This window comes from Limnospira platensis NIES-39 (genome assembly GCF_026000695.1).
Lineage (GTDB): Bacteria > Cyanobacteriota > Cyanobacteriia > Cyanobacteriales > Microcoleaceae > Limnospira > Limnospira platensis.
In genome coordinates this window covers 1,017,101-1,041,443 of record NZ_AP026945.1, presented here as the reverse complement: position 1 = coordinate 1,041,443, position 24,343 = coordinate 1,017,101, and the positions used below count along the sequence as shown (strand labels likewise).

Genomic DNA, 24,343 nt, shown 5'->3' with positions numbered 1-24,343 from the left:
AATAGTCAGACAATTCCGCCGAAATTATAGCAGAATTATTAACGAAAAACCAAACCTGGTCAATTCATCAGAGCTGGGCGTACCAAAATTACAGTACAAGGACAACCACGGGCGATCGCCTCGGGGATATTACCCTTAATCGCCTGTTGCAGCATACTTTCGCCACTAGCGCCCAAAACAATCACATCACAGTAATCATGATTAGCAATATCCAAAAGCACATCAACCACAGACCTAGCACAAACAGCAGTTGCCACCACCTCCCCATTAATAGGGCCTTGCAAATCCTGAACTAGGCGGTCTAGTTTTGCCATTTCCGCCTCGGACAAAGCATTTTTAACGACAGTTAACAGTCGGATATCGGGGCGCAAACTCAACCTAGCCAAACCGGGTAAAATGCTCATAGCCGCTGGTGGTGGTCCCCCAGTTCGCAGAGGAACCAACCACCGTCGCCAAACGGGAAACTGTAGCGATCGCTGATCTGAGGGGTCACTAAAAATGGGGTTAACATCTTTTCCCCACTTCACCAAAACCACCTCACCGGGTACTTGTCGAATAATGGTATCAACCACAGTGCCAAAAACCCGATTAGTAGCGGACCTTTCCCCTTGCCACCCCATCAAAGTCAAATCAATATTTCGTTCTTGCACGGTCTCCAAAATCGCCCCAGACACATCATGGGCGACTCTAATTTGAGTATGAATAGGAACCTGCCAGCTTTTAGCAATACGTTCGGCCCCTCGAAGTAGACGGCGATGTTTAGTAATGATTACCGGAGTTTCCGAAGGGGACAAATGGCGAGCAATGGTAATAATAGTCAAGCATTCTAGCTCATAATGACGTTCGGCAGCGATCGCCGCCGCAATATGTAGCAAAGCCGGGGCGGTAGCCGGATTATTCAAAGCCACCAATAGCCGCCCATTGCCGACCATGGGGCCGCGAGTTTGATAAACCACATAGGAGGGAGTTGCATGGTGTCCCACCTGGTGACTACCGCTAATATATCCAAGTTCACCGCGAATAATATCACTGCGGGTAATAATTCCCACCAAATGCCGTCCTTCCACGACGGGAAGGCGACTGAGTTTTTGCCGTCCCAACAGATACAGAACCTCACTGAGGGGAGCATCAGGGTAAATAGTAACAGGTTGGGGAGTCATCAGCTTATGTAGGGGGGTTTGTTCTGATATGTCTTGTTGGTTAATCCTAGCCATATCAGTTTGGCTGATAATACCGACCAATTTACCCTGGTTGACTACGGGAAAGCCGCGATGATGGGATTGAGAAAAAGCCGACCTAACCTGTTCTAGGGATAACTTATCTTCGAGAGTTTCTACCTGTCGCTGCATAACATCCCTAGCGTGCAACATATTTAAGGCTACACGGTCAGGATTTTGGTCGGTTTCTAATTCAATGCCATTTAAAGCCAATAGGCGATCGTATAGGGAATCTTTTTCGATTTTTTCGGCGACCAAATAGGAGACCACAGAACAGATCATCAGTGGCAGAACCAAGTTAAAATCGGTGGTGATTTCAAAGACAATCACCACGGCGGTGACGGGAGTCCGAGACACGGCACAGAAAAAGGCTCCCATTCCGGCAAAAGCAAAAGTAGTGTGAGGTTGTAAGGCGATCGCTGCCTCTTGCCATAAGCCAATAGTATTCCCCAAAGCGGCCCCTAAAATTAGGGATGGTGCAAATAATCCCCCCGGCGCACCTGAACCCGCCGCCATGGTAGTTAGGGAAAACTGCACCACAAAGGCTAGGGCTGTGGTAGTCCAGAGGATATTACCCTTGAGGATATATTCCCGCAAACCGGCATTATCTCGAAAAGTCTCTGGTAGCACAGAGATAACGATCCCACAAATTAGACCCGCCACAGCCATACTCAGGGGTAGTCCTAATTTTAGGGTATGGCGGTTAAATTTCTGACAGGTAATAATTCCCCGACTGAATAACACCCCAAATACTCCCGATAGAACACCCACCAGGATATAAAAGGGGATTTCTAGGGGTTCAATTAACCATTGTTGATATAGGGTTTCTGGGGGTATTTCTATGGTGGGAGGTAGTCCCATGGCTTTGTTGCCTAATAGCCGGGATACTACGGCCCCAGTAAATGAGGCGATAATGGCCGGTCCGAGGGTTAATCCTGAGATGTCGTGTAGGAGGTCTTCGACTACGAATAAAACCCCGGCTATGGGGGCGTTAAACCCGGCGGCTAGTCCGGCGGCGGCACCACAGGCGATTAGTTGTTTGCGATAGTTGGGAGAGGTGGGAACCCAACGACTTACCCAGGCGGCGAGGGCGGCTCCGATTTGTACTGTTGGCCCCTGTCTTCCTAGGGTGAATCCAGAAGCCATGGTGATTATGGTGCTGATTAGTTTGACTACTGCTACCCGTAGATCTAGGGAGGTTTTGATTCCTCCTAGGGCGGCTTTAACTTGGGGAATACCACTTCCGGCTGCTTCTGGGGCTATGCGTTCGACTAGGAAACCAGACAACAGCCCCCCGACTACGCCTAATATGGGTAAAAATAGCCAAGCTGAAAAGTGGGCGGAACCTTGGACTCGCCAAGACCCTAACCACCCGGCTCCTGTTCTCAGAAAAAAGGCGGCTATTCCTGAAATGAATCCGATTAAGCCAGCTTCAAAAATTGCCAGCCTTTGGGAACCGCCAATTATGGATTTGGCGAGGCTCTGGAATTGATTGGTTAAGGATGGCCAGTACACGATTAGTTACCTAGAGCATTACTGATTTGATCGGAAATTTCTAGGGGTTCAAAGGGTTTGTTAATGATGGCGATCGCTCCTAATCCTAAATAAAGCGATCGTTCTTGCGGGGAATTTTTGGCAGTCATCAAAATCACCGGGATTTCCGTCGTCATTATATCATTTTTGAGCATTTTCATCGTCGCCTCTCCATCTACACCCGGCATGATTAAGTCTAGTAGGATGACATCAGGTTGCTGTTGTTTGGCTATGGTAAATCCTTCGGTTCCTGATGAAGCTGTTAGCACCTGCCATTTCCCTTGCAGTTGTAAACAGCGATCGGCTACAAATAGAATATCCTCATCATCATCAATAATCAAAACTGTTTGGCTCATCGTCAATTATCCCATAATTTGATTGCGTCCGGCTTGTTTGGCTTCATATAAGGTGGCATCTGCCTTTCGATACAGTAGTTGTAAATCATGCCCATCTTCTGGATATTGAGCTACTCCCCCACTAAAGGTCACAGAAAAAGCTATATTATCTTCTGGGACTAGAACCTCCAAACGCCACTTGTCTAAAACTTTTTGCAGTCGGTTCATGGCATCTTGTTTAGAAGTACCATACATAGCTACCGCAAATTCTTCACCTCCCCATCTTCCTACTATATCTTCCTGTCGAAATGCTTTTTTGAGAACTTCCCCAAATCGGTGCAGAACCCAGTCCCCCGTATCATGACCATATTGGTCATTAATATCTTTAAAATTGTCCAGGTCTAAAATGGCAAAGCACAGGGGTTGTTTGTGACGACCAGCAATCCGAATTAATCGGTTTATATCTTCAGTTGATTTATAGCGATTTTCGATTCCGGTTAAGGTGTCTATCTCCGCTATATTACGCCACAGACGACTGCGATGCAAGCGACTAAATAAACGGGCTATTAATTCCGGTCCGACTACCGGTTTGCTAATAAAATCATCAGCACCGGCTCTAAATAGTTCCGCTCTAGTTTCTGGGTCTGTGTGGTTGGTTAATACTAAAATCGGCAGATAACGCCATCTGGGTTCGTTGCGAATTACCTGACATAAATCAATGCCATTATAATGGGGCATTTCTACATCAATAATTAGTAAATCCGGGTTAGATATTTCTAAGACTTGCCAGAATTTTCGCGGAGTATTTAGGGTTTTTACCTCTAATCCCAAGGGACACAACAGGGCTTCTAATAGTTCCAAAATTTGCGGATCATCATTAATCGCTATAATTTTTCCAGTGATGTTATGATGATTGAGGATTCCTGTGACTATCTCCATAATTTGATGGCTAGACATCGGTTTTTGCAGAAACGCCCGACTCCCTAAACGACACACCGTCAGCCTATCTATAAAACTCGATCGCCTTGAGAATATGACCACCGGAATTTCTGGGTGATGATAGGCGATATCTTCTAATAGCATTAACCCATCTTCTTCCGGCTTGGGAAAGTTCAATTCTAGTAAAATTATACTGGGCTGATACTCAACCATCATCGCTCTGGCTATCCCCACACCAGGAGCCAATCGAGCCTCTAAACCACGACTATGGGCTTCCCTAATAATTTGTTCCCCTAGGATGGTATCATGATCAACAATCAACAATGACTGCACAGTGCTTTGGGGGTGCTTTTTAATCTCTTTTGTTTGGGGTTGGGTCGGCGTTTTTTTCAGCTCCTTTAAGAGGTCTTCAGTTAATTGCTCAATTTGTGTTTGCTTGTCGGTGTCTAGGGGTTGTTCTCCCGCTAACAAGTATTCGATTTTTCGGGCGATTTCGGAACCGCGACCATATCCAAAAGTTCCCAAAGAACCCGCTAGTTTGTGAGCCTCTATATAGGCATATTGCCGGGGGTTATTTTCATTATTTAAATTCCTGGAATTGGCTTTAGCTATTGCTTGAATACTCTCAACTCTAGCTATGGTTTTGTCTTTGATTTTTCCCCAAATCTCCGTAACGGTTTCATCTACGGACAAAGGGGGGCGGTTCAAGGATGAATATTGATGACTAAAACTCCCGTCATCTAGGGATTTAATCCGATATCCAATCCCATAGACATTTTCAATTAACTTGGGGTCTCCGCCAGCGTCTTTTAGCTTATTGCGTAGACTTTTAATATGGGCGCGGACAGTGTTATCGGCCGCAGGTTCTTCTATTGACCAGAGATGTTCGATGATGCTATCGTAGCTGAAAACACGATAGGGACTGCGAATAAATAATTCCATCAATCCATATTCTTTGGGGGTGAGAGGTAAGACCGATTTTTGGTAGGAAATCTCGCATTTTGCCGGGTTTAAAGTTAGGTCTCTCCAATGGATGACTGGCGGTAAAGAAATGGTCGCACGACGCAATAAGGCGCGCATTCTGGCGATTAATTCTTCAGCCCTAATCGGTTTGACTAGATAATCATCAGCCCCCGCGTCTAGCCCTAAAACCTTGTCTTCGCAGCTATCACGAGCGGTTAATAATAGCACTGGCATCTGATAATTATGCGATCGCAATTTTCGACATAGTGCAATCCCATTCAGTTTCGGCAACATAATATCTAGGATAACCAAACTATACTCAAAACTTTCGATATAGTTCCATCCCGATTCGCCATCGGTCGCTATATCGACTACATAATTATGAGCTTTCAGAGATTTGGATAATTGTTGATTCAAATATTGATCATCATCCACTAAAAGAATTTTCATGGTAAATTGAGGTTACTGTATGTCAAAATTTGATGGTTTCCCTTGATGTAAATCATAACTCAATAGATCCTTCCGTGGCTAATATCCATGAAACCCAAAATTAAAAACCAACTGGCTTGGAATCAAGCTGAAATACTTATGCAGCCAGCTTTAATCAGAGTCCTAGATAACATTCGTAAGCAACTGGAAACATCTATCTGGAAGGGGACCTATGAAACCCATACCACCCCCTATCCCGGTTATGTACTTAAATTAGAGCATAATGGCCAACAAGTAAACATTGATATTTGGGATCTGTGTTATCAAGTCTGTTTCCAGGACTACCAACCCACCCATACACCCGACCAATCCCTGGAGGTGGAAATTGATACCAGTTTACTGGATAATACAGGAGATGTAGATTGGGATAAACTCGATCGCAAAACTCAAGACTTAATCGAGAAAGTTTTTGCTAATTTAACACAACCATGACTAAAACCCTCCCAGAGATTTACGCTAACCACAAAGCCAGATATGATGAAGCTAGTCAGGTTCCCCTCAGTTTTGGTAATGACACTGAAGCCTTGAATGCTTCTGGCGAGACCGTCGCGTTATGCGATCGCTCCCATTGGGGATTATTAGAACTTTCGGGGGAAGATCGTTTATCTTTCCTCCACAACCAAAGCACCAATTCTATTAGCGATCGTCAACCGGGACAGGGATCTGATACGGTATTTGTCACCTCCACCGCCCGAAATATCGATTTAGCAACGGCTTACATGACCGAGGAGGCGGTGTTATTGCTGGTTTCGCCGAATCGCCGTCAGCACCTGCTACAATGGCTAGACCGCTATATTTTCCCCATGGATAAGGTGAACTTAAAAGACATCAGCGACCAGTGGGCGGTATTTAGTCTTATTGGACCGGAAAGTTCCTCTCTGCTGACAAAACTGGGGGCTACCATTCCTGATAATTTTACCCTCGGAAATCATTGGGTTGATCAGGTGGCTAATACTTCCCTCCGTGTGGCGGTTGGTAGTGGTTTAGCTACGGAAGGATACACTTTGATAATTCCCACAGAGGCGGCGGGGAATTTGTGGCTCTCCCTGACGGAAGCTGGGGCGGTTCCTTTGGGCGATCGCATTTGGGAACAACTCCGCATTCTCCAGGGTCGCCCAGCACCAGATCGGGAACTCACAGAAGATTATAACCCCCTAGAAGCAGGATTATGGGGTGATATTTCCTTTGAAAAAGGTTGTTATATCGGACAGGAAACTATCGCCCGTCTCAACACTTATAAAGGAGTTAAACAACGATTATGGGGTTTGCGTCTTTCTGGTTTTGTGGAACCGGGAACCGTGATTAATGTCAATGATGAAAAAGTCGGTAAACTTACCAGCATTACCGAAACTCAAGAGGGATGGTTTGGCTTGGGTTATATCCGCACTAAAGCTGGCGGTGCAGGCTTGCAAGTCTCCCTAGGAGACATAACCGCTACAGTGGTAGCAGTTCCTTTTTTAAGCCATCCTGAAAGCTGAGATTTTTAGCATCATTAACGGGGGCGATTAACACAGGGCGGGTAGTTGTTACACCAGACAATCCGCCCGCTTCCTAGTTGGGGTTTTAAACCATCAACCCAGTATTGATACCGCCAATGATTTGATAAACCATAACAGCGATCGCCACAATTCCTAAAATCACCATTAAACCCGAAGGCATAAACTTTCGAGTCTTCACATATCGACCCACAAAAGCTAATACTAAAACCACCGAGATAACTAGGGCAAAAATTAACGCCCATCCCCAGCCTTGGGCTTGCCCAAAAGCTGCCGCCAATAACAGTATACCACTACTGACACCCGCCATGAGAGAAATTTTACTTTGGGCTTTCTTATATCCAACAATTCCCCCCACAATTGCCAAAACTCCATAGACCAGAGTGGCGATCATACCTAAACTCATAAATCCTAACTCCTACTGATTAACAACTGCCATCAATAGCAACTTATCAGCAATCAGACCTCCCCAGAACCAAATGTTGTAAAAATTAACGTTTTTGGGGGTGTCACTATCCCATATAATCAGAGAGTGTCGTGGTTGTGTTTAGATTTAAGTTTAAGCCAAATTAGCTCATGTCCTCACCCTTATCTGAAGCGATCGCTAAAATTCGATTTCGCCAACATCAAGCCCTATCCCTGCTGCTTTATCAGGAAGTAATGGCAGAGCCCATAGGTCAAGCCTTTCTGAGCCTATTAGACTATATGTTACAAGGAGAAAGCCATCAAACTTTACAGGCTTATAGTTATTGGTTTCGAGTCCAAGCCGAACAATCCCAAAGCTGGCAAAATTACTTAATCACTCAAATTCTGAGGGCAGATAATCCCTTTTCTCGTCAAGCCCAACAGTGCGACCTAACGGCATTAAATCCCTCTTTAATTGCTGCTACCCGTCACGACTTGGAAATATTACAGACCCTCTATAAATGTCAGGGGACAAAAATTGCTCAATGGGTACAGGCGATCGCCCAAATTCCCCAATTGCCAATAGTTTGGGAAGATGAAACCATTGTAGTTGAGAAAATCGAAGAACTCCCCCTGCGGAATCAGTTATCCCAATCGGAAAATTGGGGAGATGCCATTGAAGCGATCGCCGCCCATTATCGAAAATATGGAACTGGTAAATTTGCCCAAAGCCAAGCATTTCGTTGGCGCTCTGGTCAACTAATGGCGATCGCTAATCCTGATCCGATTCACCTAAACCAATTAGTAGGATATGAACCACAGCGAGAAACTTTGTTAAAAAATACCGAGTTTTTATTGGCGGGATATTCAGCCTTAAATGTTCTCTTATATGGCAGTAGGGGGTCAGGGAAATCTTCCCTGGTTAAAGCCTTGTTACATCAATATAGCGATCGGGGTTTGCGATTAATTGAAGTAACTAAATCCGAACTGCGAGACCTACCCCAAGTAATTGAACAGTTGCGGGGAGTTCCCCAAAAGTTTATTATCTTTGTTGATGACCTATCTTTTGAAGAAGATGATGATGCTTTTAAAGCCTTAAAAGTTGTCCTGGAAGGAAATATCACCGCCCGACCTGAAAATGTCGTGGTATATGCCACCTCCAACCGCCGCCATTTAGTCCGAGAGTTTTTTGATGAACGTCCCCGCCCTCAAGACCATAATGAGATACAGGCTTGGGATACAGTCCAGGAAAAGCTATCATTTGCCGATCGCTTTGGCTTAACCCTCACTTTTGAACCAGCAGACCAGGAAACCTATCTTACCATAGTTCGGCATCTCGCTAGTCAAGCCGGAATAACTATCGATCCAGAAGATCTTGATTATCGCGCCCGCCAGTGGGCGACAAGGCATAATGGGCGATCGGGACGGACGGCGCGACAGTTTATCGATTTTCTGGCGGCGGAAATTGCCCTAGCTGATCAATAGATTGGAAAAATTCGGCATCCAGTGTCATCATAATCAAGATCGGAAATACTCCCCAATCAGGAGAAATTAACTATGTCTGAATCTACTATTAAACTTTCCCCCCCAGAAGCTTTTGCGGCGATCGCTTTAATTGCCATAGCCGCTGATGGTTTGGTTGTCCCCAGTGAGTCTCAAATCCTTAATAGTAGTCTATCGCGAATGCAGCTTTTTAGCGACTATTCCCAGACTCAGAAACGGGAAATGCTAGATCGTCTACTCACCGAAATTAAAACCCACGGCTACAATACTTTGTTAAAATCGGCGATCGCTGTCTTACCCAAAGAGTTACGCGAAACAGCCTTTGCCATTGCTACAGATATCACTCTCGCTGATGGTGAAATTACCAAAGAGGAAGAAGACCTACTTAATGACCTCTACAGTTACCTCGATTTATCAGAGGAAATGGCTACCAAAATTATTGATGTTATGATGATCAAAAACCAAGGATAGTTAATTACTCTACTTATGATTCCCCTGATTCCCCCGATTTCAGGGGGATAATACTCGTCAATTGCTCCTTTATTAATCTCTCCTGTTTTTTGTGGCCTATACTAGAACTGTCTACTTTAGCGAAACTGATGCTGCTGGCGTTGTCTATTTTGCCCAGATGATGTCTATGTGTCACCAAGCCTATGAAGCCGCTTTAATTAATCTAGGCATTGACCTCAAAACTTTTGTCAATAACCCCGATTTTGCCATTCCCATTGTTCATGCTTCTATGGACTATCGCCAACCGATTTATTGTGGCGATCGCATTGTAATTAACCTCTCACCTCAACAACTCAGCCTACATACCTTTCAGATAGAATATCAAATCTGCCTTGCTGATGACCCCCAATCATTAATCGCTCAAGGTATAACTAAGCATATCTCAATTAACCCATCTACCCGCCAAAGACAACCCCTTCCCCTTCCCATTAAACAATGGTTAAATCCTGGACAAATATAATTATTTGTGGCATAATATTAACAGCTTTTGCCCATCAATTAATTAGATGATATGACTTTGGTTTCCCAACTTAGCAATCCTCGTAGTTATGCAGTTATTGGCACGGGGGCATTAGGCGGATTCTATGGCGCTAAACTTCAGAAATCTGGACTAGATGTTAATTTTTTACTCAGAAGTGATTATGATTGGGTGAGTCAGCATGGCTTACAAATAGAATCAGTTTGGGGTGACTTTCAACTCCCCCAAGTCAAAGCCTATAATCACCCCGAAAAAATCCCCCCCTGTGATGTAGTAATTGTCGCCATAAAATCCACAGAAAATCATTTATTACCCCAAATTTTACCCCCAGTATTAAAACCTGATGGCGTGGTTTTGGTCTTACAAAATGGGTTGGGAATTGAGCCAGAAATAGCCGAAATTGTCGGCAATCACCGAGTTTTAGGGGGGATTTGTGTAATTTGTTCCAATAAAATCAAACCCGGTTATATTCGCCATTTAGACTATGGTATGATGAAACTAGCCGAATATGACCAAAATTACCAATCGGGTGGCATTACGCCCCGACTAAAACAAATTGGGGAAGATTTTAAAACCGCTGGCATCCCCCTAGAAATTGCCGGAGATTTACTCTCAATTCGTTGGGAAAAATTAGTGTGGAATATCCCCTATAATGGATTATCAGTAGTTTTAAATGCCCGCACAGATCAAATGATGTCCAATCCAGCAACTCGGGTTTTAGTTGAGGACATTATGGGGGAAGTTTTGGAGGGCGCTAAGGGGTGCGATCGCTTTCTTGACCAGGAAATAATTAATCGGATGTTGTCTCATACCGAAACCATGACCCCCTATAAAACTAGCATGAAAATTGACTATGATCAGCGCCGACCCCTAGAAATTGATGCCATTTTAGGCAATCCCTTAAAAATGGCTACAGCCGGAGGAGTGCATCTACCTCGCATTCAGATGTTATATCAGCAACTCAAGTTTTTAGATGCCCAAAATTGCCCTTAAAAAACGACGAAATCCCTACCAATTAATCAGACAAAAAATCCGTGAGAATTTCGTCCGGTTCGTCGTAAAAGTCCTCATCATCTTCGGCAATACTAGGTAAAGATATTCGTTGATTAGTCACACTTAGCGAACCTAAACGCCTTTCTAATATCCCTACCCTAGTTTCAACCGCCGTTAAATCTTTGGGGATTTTTTCCCAACTTAACAGTTGTCGCTGGAGTTCAATTATCTGACGACGTAAAAGTTCTATATCTGTGGCATTATTGAGGGTGAAATATTCCCGGATCGCTTCCTGCACCAGTTGCGTGATGCTGTGTCCATTTTCCTGGGATTTTTGCTCAATTTCCTGCATTAACTCCTGGGAAACTGTGACCGTCAAGGTGATATCATTAGGGGTGGACATGGGCTCTGACATAATACTTGATAATTTCAGTGATTGTGTTAATCATAATCGCGATAGCGGTTTCTGGGAAACTTCAGAAACTCCATGGCTGGCCTTAAATTCCCCCCTAGGGGACTAAACCCATTACCACAAAGACGCGCTATCATTAGAACGAACGTTAAGAATTGTAAAAAACATTGACTGCCCATATTCACTCCGCTAACCCCATTAAAAAGCCTGCTGGCTGGCATCGCCTCCGGTGTCATTGGCAGGGAAACCAGGAAATAGTCCGCCAAGGACTCCCCCACAGCCAACTATCCCCAGCCTGGCAAATTATGCTATTGGGAGACGGATCGCCAACGCGCCACCTGCAACTACTGACAGGGGAACCTACAGAGGTCGATGTGATTGATATGTCTGCCATTGGTATGAGTCCAGATGGTGCGCCGCCATTGATTCAGGCAGTCCCTGGCCCTCGGTTGCGCCGTCAAGTCTGGTTGCGGACTGCATCAGGCCAACGTTTAGCTTATGCTACTTCCTGGTGGGAAAATAGCCACGTTGACGAGTATTTACAAAATAAATCTCTGCCAATTTGGGCAAGTTTAGCCAGGCTGAGAACTGAATTATATCGAGATGTGCAAGGTATTGAGCATGGGGATTCTAAAGCCTTAGAATTAGCCTTTGGACAGCCGGGGCCCTTTTGGGGGCGTTATTATCTTTTCTGGCATCATGGCAAGCCATTAACCTTGATTTATGAGGTTTTCTCTCCCTATCTTACTAAGTATTTAGGACCTACTAAGATGCTATCAGATTAGATGTCTCCATCCAGGCGATCGCTATAGAGAGACTGTAACAGATTCTCTAACTTTTCCTCCGAACAACATTCAATCACAGCATCAAAAGCATCAACCAAACGGGCGGCAGTTTCCCCTAAAGTCGGACTCATGCCCCATACATCCTCTACCCAATCTTGAGGGCGATCGTCAACAAAAATCAAACGTTCTAACAGTTGTTTTACTTCCGTCCTAGAAATAGATGCCATAATCATTAATTAAAATCTCATGCACCATTATAACATATAGCCATCCTGATTATGGATAGTCAGAAACTTTCCCTATATCAACAGGACTTTTACGGTTGGACTCAGTGGCAGTTACAAGCCTTAGCCCAACAGGACATTAACAACCTAGATTGGCAAAATTTACACGCTGAAATTGACAGTTTGGGAAGACAAGAATATCGAGAATTAGTCAGTTATCTAACAGTCTTGTTAGGACATTTACTCAAGTGGGAATATCAACCCCAGAAACGCTCAAGGAGTTGGTTTTTGACCATTCGAGAGCAGCGACGCGCCACCCGGCGACATTTATCTCGAAATCCTAGTTTAAAGTCCCGAATAGCCGAAGCCTTGGAGGATGGCTTCGAGGCTGGGGTTGATTTAGCTCTTCGAGAGACAGGTTTGCCTTTGCGAACTTTTCCCGATATTTGTCCTTACCAATTTGATGATATTATCACAGATGATTTTCTCTGTGATACTAGCCAAGATGGGGAATAAATTATCATTAAATTACCCATTATTTACCCATTCTGTGGGATAATAAGATAACCAAGACCATAGCGATCGCATTTGTATTCATGTCCTCAAATCAATCTCCTCTCAATCTACCATTTAAGCGTCTGCGTCAGTTGCGGAAAGGCTTACTTAACTTACATAAAAACCTCTTAGAGTCCGAACGCATTACTTATGAGAAGTGTTACGGACGCATCCCCTCTAAAGGAGAATTTTTCCGGCTAGTAATTGGAGATGATTGGTTTAGCTGGCTGCGACCATTTTCCCAATTTATTGTCAAAATTGACGAAACCCTAGAGGAAAAAGAACCCGTCACCTTAGACCAAGTTAACGAACTCCTAGAAGAAGCCAAATTTCTACTGCGAGTAGATGAACAGGGAACCGAACGAGAAAAGCGTTATTATCAAGCAATTCAGCGGGACCCAAATATTGCCTTCATTCATGCAGAAGTGTCCAACATATTCAAATAACACTTACCCATAAAATAACCTAGGGTTGGGTTCATAATATCAGCTTGCTACTACCAAGTATAAGACTGATTAACCCACCCTTATTGATGGGAAAAATGACTTGATTAAACATTAATCAATCACCCTAAAATTAAGATATGCTATAATGGGGGATAAACTGTCTTCTACTGGTTCAGACCTATGGTTTCCATCGACCTTTATAAAAACCTACCCACCAGTGATGAACTTCCCGACTCTGATGATACTCCTGTGGATAACGAAGACCAAAATTTTCTCCCCAATTACCTATTATTTCTTCTAGCAATTATCTGGAAAGACCGCAATGATTGGTATTTCGGTGTAGATATGGGAATTTATCACACCAGCGGGGAGAACCCCAGAGTCCCGGTAATTCCCGATGGTTTTCTGACGGTGGGAGTGAACCGCCGCCGACCTGGTAATAAATCTCGGAAAAGTTATGTGGTCTGGGAAGAGGGGGGAATGGTTCCCCAGTTAGTGTTAGAAGTGGTTTCCTGGACTCCGGGAAATGAGTATGAGTCCAAAATGGCGATTTATGAAAAGTTGAGGGTATTGTATTACGTTATTTATAACCCAGAATATTACCAACGCGATCGCCATCAACCCTTCGAGATTTATCGACAAATAGATGGTAAGTACCAATTACAAACCGGGGAACCCTACTGGCTACCAGAAATCGGTTTAGGAATCGGTAGAACTCAAGCTACAGTAGGTGGTATTGACCGAGAAATCCTGTCTTGGTTTGACCAATACGGGAGACGTTATTTGAGTTCCGAAGAGTTAGCACAGCAGGCTCAATTGGAAGCACAGCAGGCTCAATTGGAAGCACAGCAGGCTCAATTGGAAGTACAGCAGGCTCAATTGGAAGCACAGCAGGCTCAATTGGAAGCACAGCAGGCTCAATTGGAAGCACAAAAAGAACGTCAAGCACGTTTAGCAGCTATTGCTCAATTAGACAATATCGGATTAACAGTAGAGCAAATTTCTGTAGCATTGGGGTTATCTGTAGAGGTGGTACGTCAGCAGCTAGAGGAATTATAGATTCTAGCGATATAACTGCTATAATGGGGGATAAACTGTCTTCTACTGGTTTAGACCTATGGTTTCTACTGACCTTTATAAAAACCTACCCACCAGTGATGAACTTCCCGACTCTGATGATACTCCTGTGGATAACGAAGACCAAAATTTTCTCCCCAATTACCTATTATTTCTTCTAGCAATTATCTGGAAAGACCGCAATGATTGGTATTTCGGTGTAGATATGGGAATTTATCACACCAGCGGGGAAAACCCCAGAGTCCCGGTAATTCCTGATGGTTTTCTGACGGTGGGAGTGAACCGCCGCCGACCGGGTAATAAATCTCGGAAAAGTTATGTGGTCTGGGAAGAGGGGGGAATGGTTCCCCAGTTAGTGTTAGAAGTGGTTTCCTGGACTCCGGGAAATGAGTATGAGTCCAAAATGGCGATTTATGAAAAGTTGGGGGTATTGTATTACGTTATTTATAACCCAGAATATTACCAACGCGATCGCCATCAACCCTTCGAGATTTATCGACAAATAGATGGTAAGTACCAATTACAAAGCGGGGAACCCTACTGGCTACCAGAAATCGGTTTAGGAATCGGTAGAACTCAAGCTACAGTAGGTGGTATTGACCGAGAAATCCTGTCTTGGTTTGACCAATACGGGAGACGTTATTTGAGTTCCGAAGAGTTAGCACAGCAGGCTCAATTGGAAGCACAGCAGGCTCAATTGGAAGCACAGCAGGCTCAATTAGAAGCACAAAAAGAACGTCAAGCACGTTTAGCAGCTATTGCTCAATTAGACAATATCGGATTAACAGTACAGCAAATTTCTGTAGCATTGGGGTTATCTATCAATGAGGTGCGTCAGCAGCTAGAAGAATCATAGATGGTAGGATAATAACTGCTATAATGGGGGATAAACTGTCTTCTACTGGTTCAGACCTATGGTTTCCATCGACCTTTATAAAAACCTACCCACCAGTGATGAACTTCCCGACTCTGATGATACTCCTGTGGATAACGAAGACCAAAATTTTCTCCCCAATTACCTATTATTTCTTCTAGCAATTATCTGGAAAGACCGCAATGATTGGTATTTCGGTGTAGATATGGGAATTTATCACACCAGCGGGGAAAACCCCAGAGTCCCGGTAATTCCTGATGGTTTTCTGACGGTGGGAGTGAACCGCCGCCGACCGGGTAATAAATCTCGGAAAAGTTATGTGGTCTGGGAAGAGGGGGGAATGGTTCCCCAGTTAGTGTTAGAAGTGGTTTCCTGGACTCCGGGAAATGAGTATGAGTCCAAAATGGCGATTTATGAAAAGTTGGGGGTATTGTATTACGTTATTTATAACCCAGAATATTACCAACGCGATCGCCATCAACCCTTCGAGATTTATCGACAAATAGATGGTAAGTACCAATTACAAAGCGGGGAACCCTACTGGCTACCAGAAATCGGTTTAGGAATCGGTAGAACTCAAGCTACAGTAGGTGGTATTGACCGAGAAATCCTGTCTTGGTTTGACCAATACGGGAGACGTTATTTGAGCGCCGAAGAGTTAGCACAGCAGGCTCAATTGGAAGCACAGCAGGCTCAATTGGAAGCACAGCAGGCTCAATTGGAAGCACAGCAGGCTCAATTGGAAGCACAAAAAGAACGTCAAGCACGTTTAGCAGCTATTGCTCAATTAGACAATATCGGATTAACAGCAGAGCAAATTTCTGTAGCATTGGGGTTATCTATCAATGAGGTGCGTCAGCAGCTAGAAGAATCATAGATGGTAGGATAATAACTGCTATAATGGGGGAGAAACTGTCTTCTACTGGTTTAGACCTATGGTTTCTACTGACCTTTATAAAAACCTACCCACCAGTGATGAACTTCCCGACTCTGATGATACTCCTGTGGATAACGAAGACCAAAATTTTCTCCCCAATTACCTATTATTTCTTCTAGCAATTATCTGGAAAGACCGCAATGATTGGTATTTCGGTGTAGATATGGGAATTTATCACACCAGCGGGGAAAACCCCAGAGTCCCGGTAATTCCTGATGGTTTTCTGACGGTGGGAGTGAACCGCCGCCGACCGGGTAATAAATCTCGGAAAAGTTATGTGGTCTGGGAAGAGGGGGGAATGGTTCCCCAGTTAGTGTTAGAAGTGGTTTCCTGGACTCCGGGAAATGAGTATGAGTCCAAAATGGCGATTTATGAAAAGTTGGGGGTATTGTATTACGTTATTTATAACCCAGAATATTACCAACGCGATCGCCATCAACCCTTCGAGATTTATCGACAAATAGATGGTAAGTACCAATTACAAAGCGGGGAACCCTACTGGCTACCAGAAATCGGTTTAGGAATCGGTAGAACTCAAGCTACAGTAGGTGGTATTGACCGAGAAATCCTGTCTTGGTTTGACCAATACGGGAGACGTTATTTGAGTTCCGAAGAGTTAGCACAGCAGGCTCAATTGGAAGCACAGCAGGCTCAATTGGAAGTACAGCAGGCTCAATTGGAAGCACAGCAGGCTCAATTGGAAGCACAGCAGGCTCAATTGGAAGCACAGCAGGCTCAATTGGAAGCACAGCAGGCTCAATTGGAAGCACAACAGGCTCAATTGGAAGCACAAAAAGAACGTCAAGCACGTTTAGCAGCTATTGCTCAATTAGACAATATCGGATTAACAGTACAGCAAATTTCTGTAGCATTGGGGTTATCTGTAGAGGTGGTACGTCAGCAGCTAGAGGAATTATAGATTCTAGCGATATAACTGCTATAATGGGGGAGAAACTGTCTTCTACTGGTTTAGACCTATGGTTTCTACTGACCTTTATAAAAACCTACCCACCAGTGATGAACTTCCCGACTCTGATGATACTCCTGTGGATAACGAAGACCAAAATTTTCTCCCCAATTACCTATTATTTCTTCTAGCAATTATCTGGAAAGACCGCAATGATTGGTATTTCGGTGTAGATATGGGAATTTATCACACCAGCGGGGAAAACCCCAGAGTCCCGGTAATTCCTGATGGTTTTCTGACGGTGGGAGTGAACCGCCGCCGACCGGGTAATAAATCTCGGAAAAGTTATGTGGTCTGGGAAGAGGGGGGAATGGTTCCCCAGTTAGTGTTAGAAGTGGTTTCCTGGACTCCGGGAAATGAGTATGAGTCCAAAATGGCGATTTATGAAAAGTTGGGGGTATTGTATTACGTTATTTATAACCCAGAATATTACCAACGCGATCGCCATCAACCCTTCGAGATTTATCGACAAATAGATGGTAAGTACCAATTACAAAGCGGGGAACCCTACTGGCTACCAGAAATCGGTTTAGGAATCGGTAGAACTCAAGCTACAGTAGGTGGTATTGACCGAGAAATCCTGTCTTGGTTTGACCAATACGGGAGACGTTATTTGAGCGCCGAAGAGTTAGCACAGCAGGCTCAATTGGAAGCACAGCAGGCTCAATTGGAAGCACAGCAGGCTCAATTGGAAGCACAGCAGGCTCAATTGGAAGCACAACAGGCTCAATTGGAAGCACAAAAAGAACGTCAAGCACGTTTAGCAGCTATTGCTCAATTAGACAATATCGGATTAACAGTACAGCAAATTTCTGTAGCATTGGGGTTATCTGTAGAGGTGGTACGTCAGCAGCTAGAGGAATTATAGATTCTAGCGATATAACTGCTATAATGGGGGATAAACTGTCTTCTACTGGTTTAGACCTATGGTTTCTACTGACCTTTATAAAAACCTACCCACCAGTGATGAACTTCCCGACTCTGATGATACTCCTGTGGATAACGAAGACCAAAATTTTCTCCCCAATTACCTATTATTTCTTCTAGCAATTATCTGGAAAGACCGCAATGATTGGTATTTCGGTGTAGATATGGGAATTTATCACACCAGCGGGGAAAACCCCAGAGTCCCGGTAATTCCTGATGGTTTTCTGACGGTGGGAGTGAACCGCCGCCGACCGGGTAATAAATCTCGGAAAAGTTATGTGGTCTGGGAAGAGGGGGGAATGGTTCCCCAGTTAGTGTTAGAAGTGGTTTCCTGGACTCCGGGAAATGAGTATGAGTCCAAAATGGCGATTTATGAAAAGTTGGGGGTATTGTATTACGTTATTTATAACCCAGAATATTACCAACGCGATCGCCATCAACCCTTCGAGATTTATCGACAAATAGATGGTAAGTACCAATTACAAAGCGGGGAACCCTACTGGCTACCAGAAATCGGTTTAGGAATCGGTAGAACTCAAGCTACAGTAGGTGGTATTGACCGAGAAATCCTGTCTTGGTTTGACCAATACGGGAGACGTTATTTGAGCGCCGAAGAGTTAGCACAGCAGGCTCAATTGGAAGCACAAAAAGAACGTCAGGCGCGTTTAGCAGCTATTGCTCAATTAGACAATATGGGATTGACAGTAGAGCAAATTTCTGTAGCATTGGGGTTATCTATCAATGAGGTGCGTCAGCAGCTTGAGGAATCATAGATTTTAGAAAGTCGGTTTACATTAACTCTCAATTAATGAGGATGTGCCATTTTACTAGGAACCACAACTTGGTCAAATTCTTCCGCCGAAATATAGCCTAATTCGACACAAATCTGCTTTAAGGTCGCATCCTTCTCCAAAGCCAAATGAGCGACTTCTGCGGCTCGGTCATAGCCAATTTTAGGACTTAAAGCAGTTACCAACATTAAAGATTGTTCTAAATAGCTGTTAATTTTACGGTGATTTACCTGTAAACCAACCAACAGAAAATCTGTGAAGTTATTACAACTATCCGCCAAAATATTAACCGATTGTAGCAGGTTAAAAATCATCATTGGCTTAAACACATTTAACTCAAAATGACCCTGGGAACCCGCCATACTAATAGCGGTATCATACCCCATTACCTGAACCGCTACCATAGTCATAGCCTCGCATTGGGTGGGGTTTACTTTTCCCGGCATAATTGAAGAACCCGGTTCATTTTCGGGTAAAATTAATTCGCCTAAACCACAGCGGGGGCCACTCCCTAAAAATCTAATATCATTGGCAATTTTCATCAAAGAACAGGCTAAAGTTTTTAACGCACCACTCGCCATAACTATGGCATCATGAGCCGCCATAGCCGCAAATTTATTGGGTGCTGAAACAAAGGGTAAACAGGTCATTTCGGCAATGTGTTCCGCCACCCTTTCCGCAAACCCAGGCGGCGCATTTAATCCGGTTCCTACAGCGGTTCCACCAATAGCTAATTCATACAAATCAGGTAAAACCATCTCAATGCGTTTTAGGTCGGCATCTAGTTGTGCCACATAGCCGGAAAACTCCTGTCCTAAAGTCAGGGGAACAGCATCTTGTAAATGGGTGCGACCAATTTTGACAATATCGTTAAATTCTGCGGATTTCTGAGCCAGAGCATCTCGCATTTTTCGGACTTTAGGAATTAGGCGCTGATGAAACGCCAAAGCTGCTGCGATGTGCATAGCCGTCGGAAATGTATCGTTAGACGACTGAGACATATTAACATGGTCATTGGGATGAATAGGGTTTTTGCTGCCCATTTTTCCGCCCACAGAAGCGATCGCCCAATTAGCAATCACCTCATTTACATTCATATTACATTGAGTACCGCTTCCAGTCATCCACACCCGCAGGGGGAAATGTTCCGATAACTTACCCTCAATTACCTGTTGCGCCGCCTGTATAATCAATTCTGACAGATCTGGGGGCAGTTTTCCCAACTCTTGATTAGTCAACGCCGCCGCCTTTTTGAGAATACCAAAAGCCGCGATCACCTCTGGGGGGATTAAATCAGTACCAATAGAAAAATAATGAAGCGATCGCTGAGTTTGCGCTCCCCAATAGCGATCGTTGGGGACTTGAATTTCCCCCATGCTATCGCGTTCAACTCGCATATTAGCATCCATGTCCTGATTCATCGCCTAAGTTCCCCGTCCATTATCTATTAAAACTGCTTTAGCGCCCGTTGCATAGACCGCGCATCATCCCTGCGTCGGATTGTCTCTCGCTTGTCGTGCAACTTCTTACCTCGCGCCAGTCCAATCATCACCTTAACCCGTCCCCGTTTCAGATACATTCTCAGAGGAACCAGGGTCAGGCCCTTTTGTTCTACCTGTCCAATCAGCTTATTAATTTCCTGGCGATGTAGCAACAACTTTCGGGTACGGCGCGGATCATGATTAAAGAAATTACTCGTATTCTCATAAGGGGAGATATGAACATTAATCAGCCACACCTCTCCATCCCGCACCAACGCATAACCATCCTGCAAATTAGAACGACCCGCCCGGATCGACTTAACCTCCGTGCCTTTCAGTTCAATTCCGGCTTCGTAGGTATCTAGGATCTCGTACAGATAGCGAGCTTTACGGTTATCGGTGAGGATTTTGTATCCGTTACTGTCTTTACTCATAACTTCTCATTATACCATGAACCAGGGTTAATTGAACAACCTTGTTGTTACCATCATTTTAATGGGACAATAGAAGTTTGAGTTTAGTATACATAGCGAGTTTTTAGCATCCAATGAAGGGAACGATTTGGGAACTGGATTTTTACAGTCGTCCGCTGCGGGACGAAGACGGAAAAAAAGTATGGGAGGTGATTATCTGTGAAACCCCCCTGGATGTGCGATCGCGCCCTGAGTCTCTATTCCGCTATACACAATTTTGTCCCAGTACCCAGGTTAACTCTATCTGGTTGCAGGGAGCTATTGAAGAAGCGATCGCTCAAGCACCATTACCACCATCCAAAATTCGTTTTTTCCGCCGTCCCATGGCGAATATGATCTCTAAAGCTGCTGAAGGGTTAGATATCCCCGCATCAGCTAGTCGTCGCACCTATACACTGTTTCAGTGGCTACAAGAACGCATCGACAAAGTTTATCCCACCTATCCTAACTATCAGGAAGGAACTAACCCCTCAGTGCAGTTTGTCTCCGGTGAACCTCAGCCCCTACCAGATGCACTTCAGGGGGAACAGTGGGCGATCGTTTCTTTAGAAGCCGCCGCCTTTCAAGATATGCCTGAATGGGATATCGGCTTTGGCGAAGCCTTCAGTTTACCCATGATGGGGCTATCTCCCGAAACACTCGTTCCCGGTCTGATTATTTTCTCTACCCGCGCCATACCCCTAGCCGCCTGGATGTCTGGGTTAGAGTTAGCTTTTCTGCGACTCCTGGAAACTCCCCGCCCTAGCCTGATTTTGGAAACCGGGGAAAATGAGAGTTGGATTTTGGCTAACCTCACCGACTCTAAAACCCAGACCGAAGCCCGGAATTTTGAACAAGCCAAGCTCTCCGCTAAAAATGTGCATTTTTTGGCTATTCAGTCTGACCCTAATTCCGAATCCTTTGCTGGCTTCTGGATGCTTCAGCAGTTAGACTTCTAATCTCATTACCCCGGAGGGGGATGATAATCTTATCGATTATCCCCCCTCCCCTCCCACTCACCCCGAAAACATCCCAACCTCTATACATACAATCTGATTTTTGTCAAGATGCCCATTTTAGGCGATCGCTTTTTCTCCGGGGGTGGGTTTTTCCCCTGGCTGATTTAGCACCCGCCCCTACAGGTGCATCGCTATTTTGAAATTTTAGCCACCAAATATTTTAAACCCCGTAAAAATAGGCGTTTCCGCCTCTTTTTTTGCATATAGACACAATCACCCCTTGGGAGCCATTTCCTACACCATACCAAAACCCCCATCATCTCCTCAATCTTTTGATAGAAGTTATCAATAAAAACTTATGAATTCTTAACATTCTTTGGAAAATCAAAACTATTCGCAGCCATACATTAGCTAAACTTAACTAATTTGCCAAGGCTGGGCCAAGGCTGTCAACTAATTGAGAATCATTAGCTTGAAAAATTAACTTTCATGATATAAACATCTTAAAGAGAGTCATTTGCAATTGGTTCCCAGAGCCATACCCAGAGCCCTATCCATGATTTAAAGGGTTCAGATGCTTACTGGAAAAGGTTTCTAAGTAATTAGACAACCCCAATCTGTAGAAAAACTCTCAATTAATGGTGTAGTGACCCAAGAACTACAGCCATTAACCCATTTTCAGATGTTTTTGCGTTGGTGTGAGATTAGAAATGACAAACAAAATTCTTTGGAAGACCCTCAAGCACAGTCCCAGCTTGGTGGGTGCAGCCCTGCTTCTAAGTGCAGGTTCCGCCTTAGCCACAGAAAAAATAGCCACTAAATTTGATATTACATCTCAAGTAGCTCCCGTAACTACTGAAGACATAGAAGACTCTATCAGCCCAGAGTCTAATCTGGCGATCGCCCATCAATCCGAGCCTCCAAGCCAACCCGTAGAATTAGCTCAAACACAGCCAGAAACCGATCCAGAAATCACCATCTTAGGTATCGAGCAAATCAACCAATACAGTGGCTTAGAAGACTCCATGGAACAGGTAACTTCTGTTTCCCAGTTGTCAGACGTGCAACCCACAGACTGGGCATTCCAAGCCCTACAGTCCTTAGTTGAGCGCTATGGCTGTATCGCAGGTTATCCCGACGGAACCTTTAGGGGAAACCGAGCCATGACTCGTTTTGAGTTTGCTGCTGGTTTAAATGCCTGTTTAGAGCGAGTTAATGAACTAATTGCCGCTTCTGTAGCTAATCTCGTAACTCGTGAAGACCTAGCAGTTATCCAACGACTACAGGAAGAATTTGCAGCAGAACTAGCCACTTTAAGGGGTCGCGTATATGCCCTAGAAGCCAGAACCGCCGAATTAGAAGCTAACCAATTCTCAACCACCACCAAACTGAGTGGGGAAGTAGTATTTTGGGCAGGAGATAGCTTTGGCGATCGCTCTCGTCATAATGTAGCAGGGGGACCCTTTGGCCGAGCCAGTGATGACCCCACCCAAACCTATCTCGGCTACCGCAGCCGTCTCAACTTTGATAGCAGCTTTAGCGGTCGAGACAGGCTGAGAATTCGCTTAGAAGCCGTAGACATTCCCAACCTGAGAAGTTTTGGTCTCAATAATACATTAATGGCTCGCACTTCCATTGACGGCAGGAGCAATGGTTTCCGACTAGATGATCTAAACTACCGTTTCCCCGCTTTTGATGGTAAAGCCCGCTTCTGGGTAGGCGCTAATGCTCTGGGAATAGACAATATTCTTGATGTACTCTCACCCCTTGAAAGTGCCTCCGCCGGATCAATTTCTCGGTTTGGACGACGGAACCCCGCCGTATTTCGAGGACCCGGTGGTGCAGGTGCTGGCGCTAACTTCACCTTTGGTAGTCAACCTCGCTTTAAACTTAATCTAGCTTATTTAGCCGGTAATGCTTCTGATGCTACCCAAAGCAATGGCTTATTTAATGGTAGCAATAGCGCTGGCGCTCAGTTAGTTTATGAACCCAATCGAAACCTCGCTTTTGCCGTCGAGTACGCCCGCAAGTATTTTAGCACTGAAGACGTGAATATTGCTGGCGGCACAGGAAGCTGGATTTCTGAGCGTCCCTTTGGAAACAATGCCACCAGCAGCGATAACTTAGGTTTACAATTTAACTGGCGCGTCCTTGACAAATTCCAGTTAGGTGGCTGGTTTGGTGCTACCTGGGCTCATCAACAAAGAAATGGCAGTGATAGTGCGACAATTCTTAACTGGGCTGTCACTATGGGCTTCCCCGATGCCTTCAGCGAAGGAGATTTGGGTGGTATTATTATCGGAATGCCCCCCAAAGTTACGAACCACGACCGGGGAGCTTTGGAAGACCGCGATACTTCCTTCCATATTGAAGCCTTCTATCGCTATGCCTTCAATGACTACATTTCCATCACTCCCGGCTTCTTTGTCGTCACTAACCCTGATCACAATAGCCACAATGCTAATATTTTCGTAGGGACTCTCAGAACCACTTTCCGTTTCTAGCAGTTTCTCGCTCATTTTCTTAGCCTGGGGGGACGGACTATTCTTGAATTTATCCTCACCCCCTAGGGCCTAGGGCGTTGACAAATCTATG

General features: G+C 44.6%; 25 protein-coding genes. 17 read left to right on the top strand and 8 right to left on the bottom strand.

What is annotated here, in order from left to right:
* Window positions 1–59 precede the first annotated feature (59 nt).
* The 3 genes from N39L_RS05370 to N39L_RS05360 are packed head-to-tail and all read right to left on the bottom strand — an operon-like array spanning window position 60 to window position 5,437.
* The gene (locus tag N39L_RS05370; protein WP_006619935.1) at window positions 60–2,732 is read right to left on the bottom strand and encodes a chloride channel protein; all 2,673 of its coding nucleotides are present in this window, start codon (window positions 2,730–2,732) and stop codon (window positions 60–62) included.
* A 2-nt stretch (window positions 2,733–2,734) separates the two neighbouring features.
* Entirely contained in the window at window positions 2,735–3,106 is a 372-nt protein-coding gene (locus N39L_RS05365) for a response regulator (RefSeq protein WP_006619936.1), read from the bottom strand.
* A gap of 6 nt (window positions 3,107–3,112) precedes the next feature.
* Window positions 3,113–5,437 (bottom strand): response regulator, encoded by a 2,325-nt coding sequence (locus N39L_RS05360; protein WP_006619937.1) that lies wholly within the window; start codon window positions 5,435–5,437, stop codon window positions 3,113–3,115.
* An 87-nt stretch (window positions 5,438–5,524) separates the two neighbouring features.
* On the opposite strand from N39L_RS05360, the gene N39L_RS05355 reads away from it, so the two are divergent.
* Both N39L_RS05355 and ygfZ read left to right on the top strand, forming a co-directional pair.
* Window positions 5,525–5,908 carry a hypothetical protein gene (locus N39L_RS05355; RefSeq protein ID WP_006619938.1) on the top strand — a complete coding sequence of 128 codons (384 nt, stop codon included), beginning with the start codon at window positions 5,525–5,527 and terminating at the stop codon, window positions 5,906–5,908.
* Window positions 5,905–6,954: a CAF17-like 4Fe-4S cluster assembly/insertion protein YgfZ gene (gene ygfZ, locus N39L_RS05350; RefSeq protein ID WP_014274523.1), complete on the top strand. Its 1,050-nt coding sequence runs from the start codon at window positions 5,905–5,907 to the stop codon at window positions 6,952–6,954. The genes N39L_RS05355 and ygfZ overlap by 4 nt, the downstream gene beginning before the upstream one ends.
* Window positions 6,955–7,039: 85 nt before the next feature.
* Here the strand turns inward: ygfZ and N39L_RS05345 are convergent, their stop codons facing one another.
* On the bottom strand, window positions 7,040–7,378 hold the full coding sequence (locus tag N39L_RS05345) for a TMEM14 family protein (RefSeq protein ID WP_014274522.1): 339 nt from the start codon (window positions 7,376–7,378) through the stop codon (window positions 7,040–7,042).
* Between the two features lie 170 nt (window positions 7,379–7,548).
* Between N39L_RS05345 and N39L_RS05340 the strand changes: the two genes are divergently transcribed.
* From N39L_RS05340 to N39L_RS05325, 4 genes are all read left to right on the top strand, one after another.
* Window positions 7,549–8,862 carry an ATP-binding protein gene (locus N39L_RS05340; RefSeq protein ID WP_006619941.1) on the top strand — a complete coding sequence of 438 codons (1,314 nt, stop codon included), beginning with the start codon at window positions 7,549–7,551 and terminating at the stop codon, window positions 8,860–8,862.
* A gap of 72 nt (window positions 8,863–8,934) precedes the next feature.
* Window positions 8,935–9,351, top strand: a complete 417-nt coding sequence (locus tag N39L_RS05335) for a tellurite resistance TerB family protein (RefSeq protein WP_006619942.1) — start codon at window positions 8,935–8,937, stop codon at window positions 9,349–9,351.
* Between the two features lie 91 nt (window positions 9,352–9,442).
* Window positions 9,443–9,850, top strand: coding sequence for an acyl-CoA thioesterase (locus tag N39L_RS05330; RefSeq protein ID WP_014274521.1), 408 nt, complete (start codon window positions 9,443–9,445; stop codon window positions 9,848–9,850).
* 51 nt (window positions 9,851–9,901) lie between these two features.
* Window positions 9,902–10,861, top strand: coding sequence for a putative 2-dehydropantoate 2-reductase (locus N39L_RS05325; RefSeq protein ID WP_006619944.1), 960 nt, complete (start codon window positions 9,902–9,904; stop codon window positions 10,859–10,861).
* Window positions 10,862–10,883: 22 nt separating this feature from the next.
* Here N39L_RS05325 and N39L_RS05320 read toward each other — a convergent pair whose 3' ends face one another.
* Entirely contained in the window at window positions 10,884–11,264 is a 381-nt protein-coding gene (locus tag N39L_RS05320) for a CopG family transcriptional regulator (RefSeq protein WP_231852101.1), read from the bottom strand.
* A 176-nt stretch (window positions 11,265–11,440) separates the two neighbouring features.
* Between N39L_RS05320 and N39L_RS05315 the strand changes: the two genes are divergently transcribed.
* Entirely contained in the window at window positions 11,441–12,058 is a 618-nt protein-coding gene (locus N39L_RS05315; RefSeq protein WP_006619946.1) for a chorismate lyase, read from the top strand.
* Here the strand turns inward: N39L_RS05315 and N39L_RS05310 are convergent.
* Window positions 12,055–12,291 (bottom strand): hypothetical protein, encoded by a 237-nt coding sequence (locus N39L_RS05310; RefSeq protein WP_014274518.1) that lies wholly within the window; start codon window positions 12,289–12,291, stop codon window positions 12,055–12,057. The genes N39L_RS05315 and N39L_RS05310 overlap by 4 nt on opposite strands.
* 45 nt (window positions 12,292–12,336) lie before the next feature.
* On the opposite strand from N39L_RS05310, the gene N39L_RS05305 reads away from it, so the two are divergent.
* The 8 genes from N39L_RS05305 (at window position 12,337) to N39L_RS05270 (ending at window position 18,838) form a co-directional block, all read left to right on the top strand.
* Complete coding sequence (locus N39L_RS05305; protein WP_014274517.1) at window positions 12,337–12,798, top strand: DUF29 domain-containing protein; 462 nt, start codon at window positions 12,337–12,339, stop codon at window positions 12,796–12,798.
* 80 nt (window positions 12,799–12,878) lie between these two features.
* Window positions 12,879–13,283 (top strand): hypothetical protein, encoded by a 405-nt coding sequence (locus N39L_RS05300; protein WP_006619949.1) that lies wholly within the window; start codon window positions 12,879–12,881, stop codon window positions 13,281–13,283.
* A 180-nt stretch (window positions 13,284–13,463) separates the two neighbouring features.
* Window positions 13,464–14,342 (top strand): Uma2 family endonuclease, encoded by an 879-nt coding sequence (locus N39L_RS05295; RefSeq protein WP_014274516.1) that lies wholly within the window; start codon window positions 13,464–13,466, stop codon window positions 14,340–14,342.
* A 58-nt stretch (window positions 14,343–14,400) separates the two neighbouring features.
* The gene (locus N39L_RS05290; protein WP_014274515.1) at window positions 14,401–15,216 is read left to right on the top strand and encodes a Uma2 family endonuclease; all 816 of its coding nucleotides are present in this window, start codon (window positions 14,401–14,403) and stop codon (window positions 15,214–15,216) included.
* Between the two features lie 58 nt (window positions 15,217–15,274).
* A complete protein-coding gene (locus N39L_RS05285; protein ID WP_014274514.1) occupies window positions 15,275–16,111 on the top strand; it encodes a Uma2 family endonuclease in 837 nt (278 codons plus the stop codon).
* A gap of 58 nt (window positions 16,112–16,169) precedes the next feature.
* Window positions 16,170–17,090, top strand: coding sequence for a Uma2 family endonuclease (locus N39L_RS05280; RefSeq protein WP_202070305.1), 921 nt, complete (start codon window positions 16,170–16,172; stop codon window positions 17,088–17,090).
* 58 nt (window positions 17,091–17,148) lie between these two features.
* Window positions 17,149–18,006, top strand: a complete 858-nt coding sequence (locus N39L_RS05275) for a Uma2 family endonuclease (protein ID WP_202070304.1) — start codon at window positions 17,149–17,151, stop codon at window positions 18,004–18,006.
* Window positions 18,007–18,064: 58 nt separating this feature from the next.
* Window positions 18,065–18,838 carry a Uma2 family endonuclease gene (locus N39L_RS05270; protein ID WP_062945603.1) on the top strand — a complete coding sequence of 258 codons (774 nt, stop codon included), beginning with the start codon at window positions 18,065–18,067 and terminating at the stop codon, window positions 18,836–18,838.
* Between the two features lie 32 nt (window positions 18,839–18,870).
* Here the strand turns inward: N39L_RS05270 and fumC are convergent, their stop codons facing one another.
* Window positions 18,871–20,277, bottom strand: a complete 1,407-nt coding sequence (gene fumC / locus N39L_RS05265) for a class II fumarate hydratase (protein WP_062945602.1) — start codon at window positions 20,275–20,277, stop codon at window positions 18,871–18,873.
* Window positions 20,278–20,303: 26 nt separating this feature from the next.
* Complete coding sequence (gene smpB / locus N39L_RS05260) at window positions 20,304–20,771, bottom strand: SsrA-binding protein SmpB (protein WP_006619952.1); 468 nt, start codon at window positions 20,769–20,771, stop codon at window positions 20,304–20,306.
* 113 nt (window positions 20,772–20,884) lie between these two features.
* Here smpB and N39L_RS05255 point away from each other — a divergent pair, with 113 nt between their 5' ends.
* Window positions 20,885–21,748 carry a Tab2/Atab2 family RNA-binding protein gene (locus tag N39L_RS05255; RefSeq protein ID WP_006619953.1) on the top strand — a complete coding sequence of 288 codons (864 nt, stop codon included), beginning with the start codon at window positions 20,885–20,887 and terminating at the stop codon, window positions 21,746–21,748.
* A 710-nt stretch (window positions 21,749–22,458) separates the two neighbouring features.
* The gene (locus tag N39L_RS05250; protein ID WP_006619954.1) at window positions 22,459–24,252 is read left to right on the top strand and encodes an iron uptake porin; all 1,794 of its coding nucleotides are present in this window, start codon (window positions 22,459–22,461) and stop codon (window positions 24,250–24,252) included.
* The last annotated feature ends 91 nt before the right edge of the window (window positions 24,253–24,343 follow it).

Excerpts from the sequence above, each read along its gene's own strand:
- N39L_RS05365 (WP_006619936.1), bottom strand. The coding sequence starts at position 3,106 with ATGAGCCAAACAGTTTTGATTATTGATGATGATGAGGATATTCTATTT.
- N39L_RS05360 (WP_006619937.1), bottom strand. The coding sequence starts at position 5,437 with ATGAAAATTCTTTTAGTGGATGATGATCAATATTTGAATCAACAATTA.
- N39L_RS05355 (WP_006619938.1), top strand. The coding sequence starts at position 5,525 with ATGAAACCCAAAATTAAAAACCAACTGGCTTGGAATCAAGCTGAAATA.
- ygfZ (WP_014274523.1), top strand. The coding sequence starts at position 5,905 with ATGACTAAAACCCTCCCAGAGATTTACGCTAACCACAAAGCCAGATAT.
- N39L_RS05345 (WP_014274522.1), bottom strand. The coding sequence starts at position 7,378 with ATGAGTTTAGGTATGATCGCCACTCTGGTCTATGGAGTTTTGGCAATT.
- N39L_RS05340 (WP_006619941.1), top strand. The coding sequence starts at position 7,549 with ATGTCCTCACCCTTATCTGAAGCGATCGCTAAAATTCGATTTCGCCAA.
- N39L_RS05335 (WP_006619942.1), top strand. The coding sequence starts at position 8,935 with ATGTCTGAATCTACTATTAAACTTTCCCCCCCAGAAGCTTTTGCGGCG.
- N39L_RS05325 (WP_006619944.1), top strand. The coding sequence starts at position 9,902 with ATGACTTTGGTTTCCCAACTTAGCAATCCTCGTAGTTATGCAGTTATT.
- N39L_RS05320 (WP_231852101.1), bottom strand. The coding sequence starts at position 11,264 with ATGTCCACCCCTAATGATATCACCTTGACGGTCACAGTTTCCCAGGAG.
- N39L_RS05310 (WP_014274518.1), bottom strand. The coding sequence starts at position 12,291 with ATGATTATGGCATCTATTTCTAGGACGGAAGTAAAACAACTGTTAGAA.
- N39L_RS05305 (WP_014274517.1), top strand. The coding sequence starts at position 12,337 with ATGGATAGTCAGAAACTTTCCCTATATCAACAGGACTTTTACGGTTGG.
- N39L_RS05300 (WP_006619949.1), top strand. The coding sequence starts at position 12,879 with ATGTCCTCAAATCAATCTCCTCTCAATCTACCATTTAAGCGTCTGCGT.
- N39L_RS05295 (WP_014274516.1), top strand. The coding sequence starts at position 13,464 with ATGGTTTCCATCGACCTTTATAAAAACCTACCCACCAGTGATGAACTT.
- N39L_RS05290 (WP_014274515.1), top strand. The coding sequence starts at position 14,401 with ATGGTTTCTACTGACCTTTATAAAAACCTACCCACCAGTGATGAACTT.
- N39L_RS05285 (WP_014274514.1), top strand. The coding sequence starts at position 15,275 with ATGGTTTCCATCGACCTTTATAAAAACCTACCCACCAGTGATGAACTT.
- N39L_RS05280 (WP_202070305.1), top strand. The coding sequence starts at position 16,170 with ATGGTTTCTACTGACCTTTATAAAAACCTACCCACCAGTGATGAACTT.
- N39L_RS05275 (WP_202070304.1), top strand. The coding sequence starts at position 17,149 with ATGGTTTCTACTGACCTTTATAAAAACCTACCCACCAGTGATGAACTT.
- N39L_RS05270 (WP_062945603.1), top strand. The coding sequence starts at position 18,065 with ATGGTTTCTACTGACCTTTATAAAAACCTACCCACCAGTGATGAACTT.
- fumC (WP_062945602.1), bottom strand. The coding sequence starts at position 20,277 with ATGAATCAGGACATGGATGCTAATATGCGAGTTGAACGCGATAGCATG.
- smpB (WP_006619952.1), bottom strand. The coding sequence starts at position 20,771 with ATGAGTAAAGACAGTAACGGATACAAAATCCTCACCGATAACCGTAAA.
- N39L_RS05255 (WP_006619953.1), top strand. The coding sequence starts at position 20,885 with ATGAAGGGAACGATTTGGGAACTGGATTTTTACAGTCGTCCGCTGCGG.
- N39L_RS05250 (WP_006619954.1), top strand. The coding sequence starts at position 22,459 with ATGACAAACAAAATTCTTTGGAAGACCCTCAAGCACAGTCCCAGCTTG.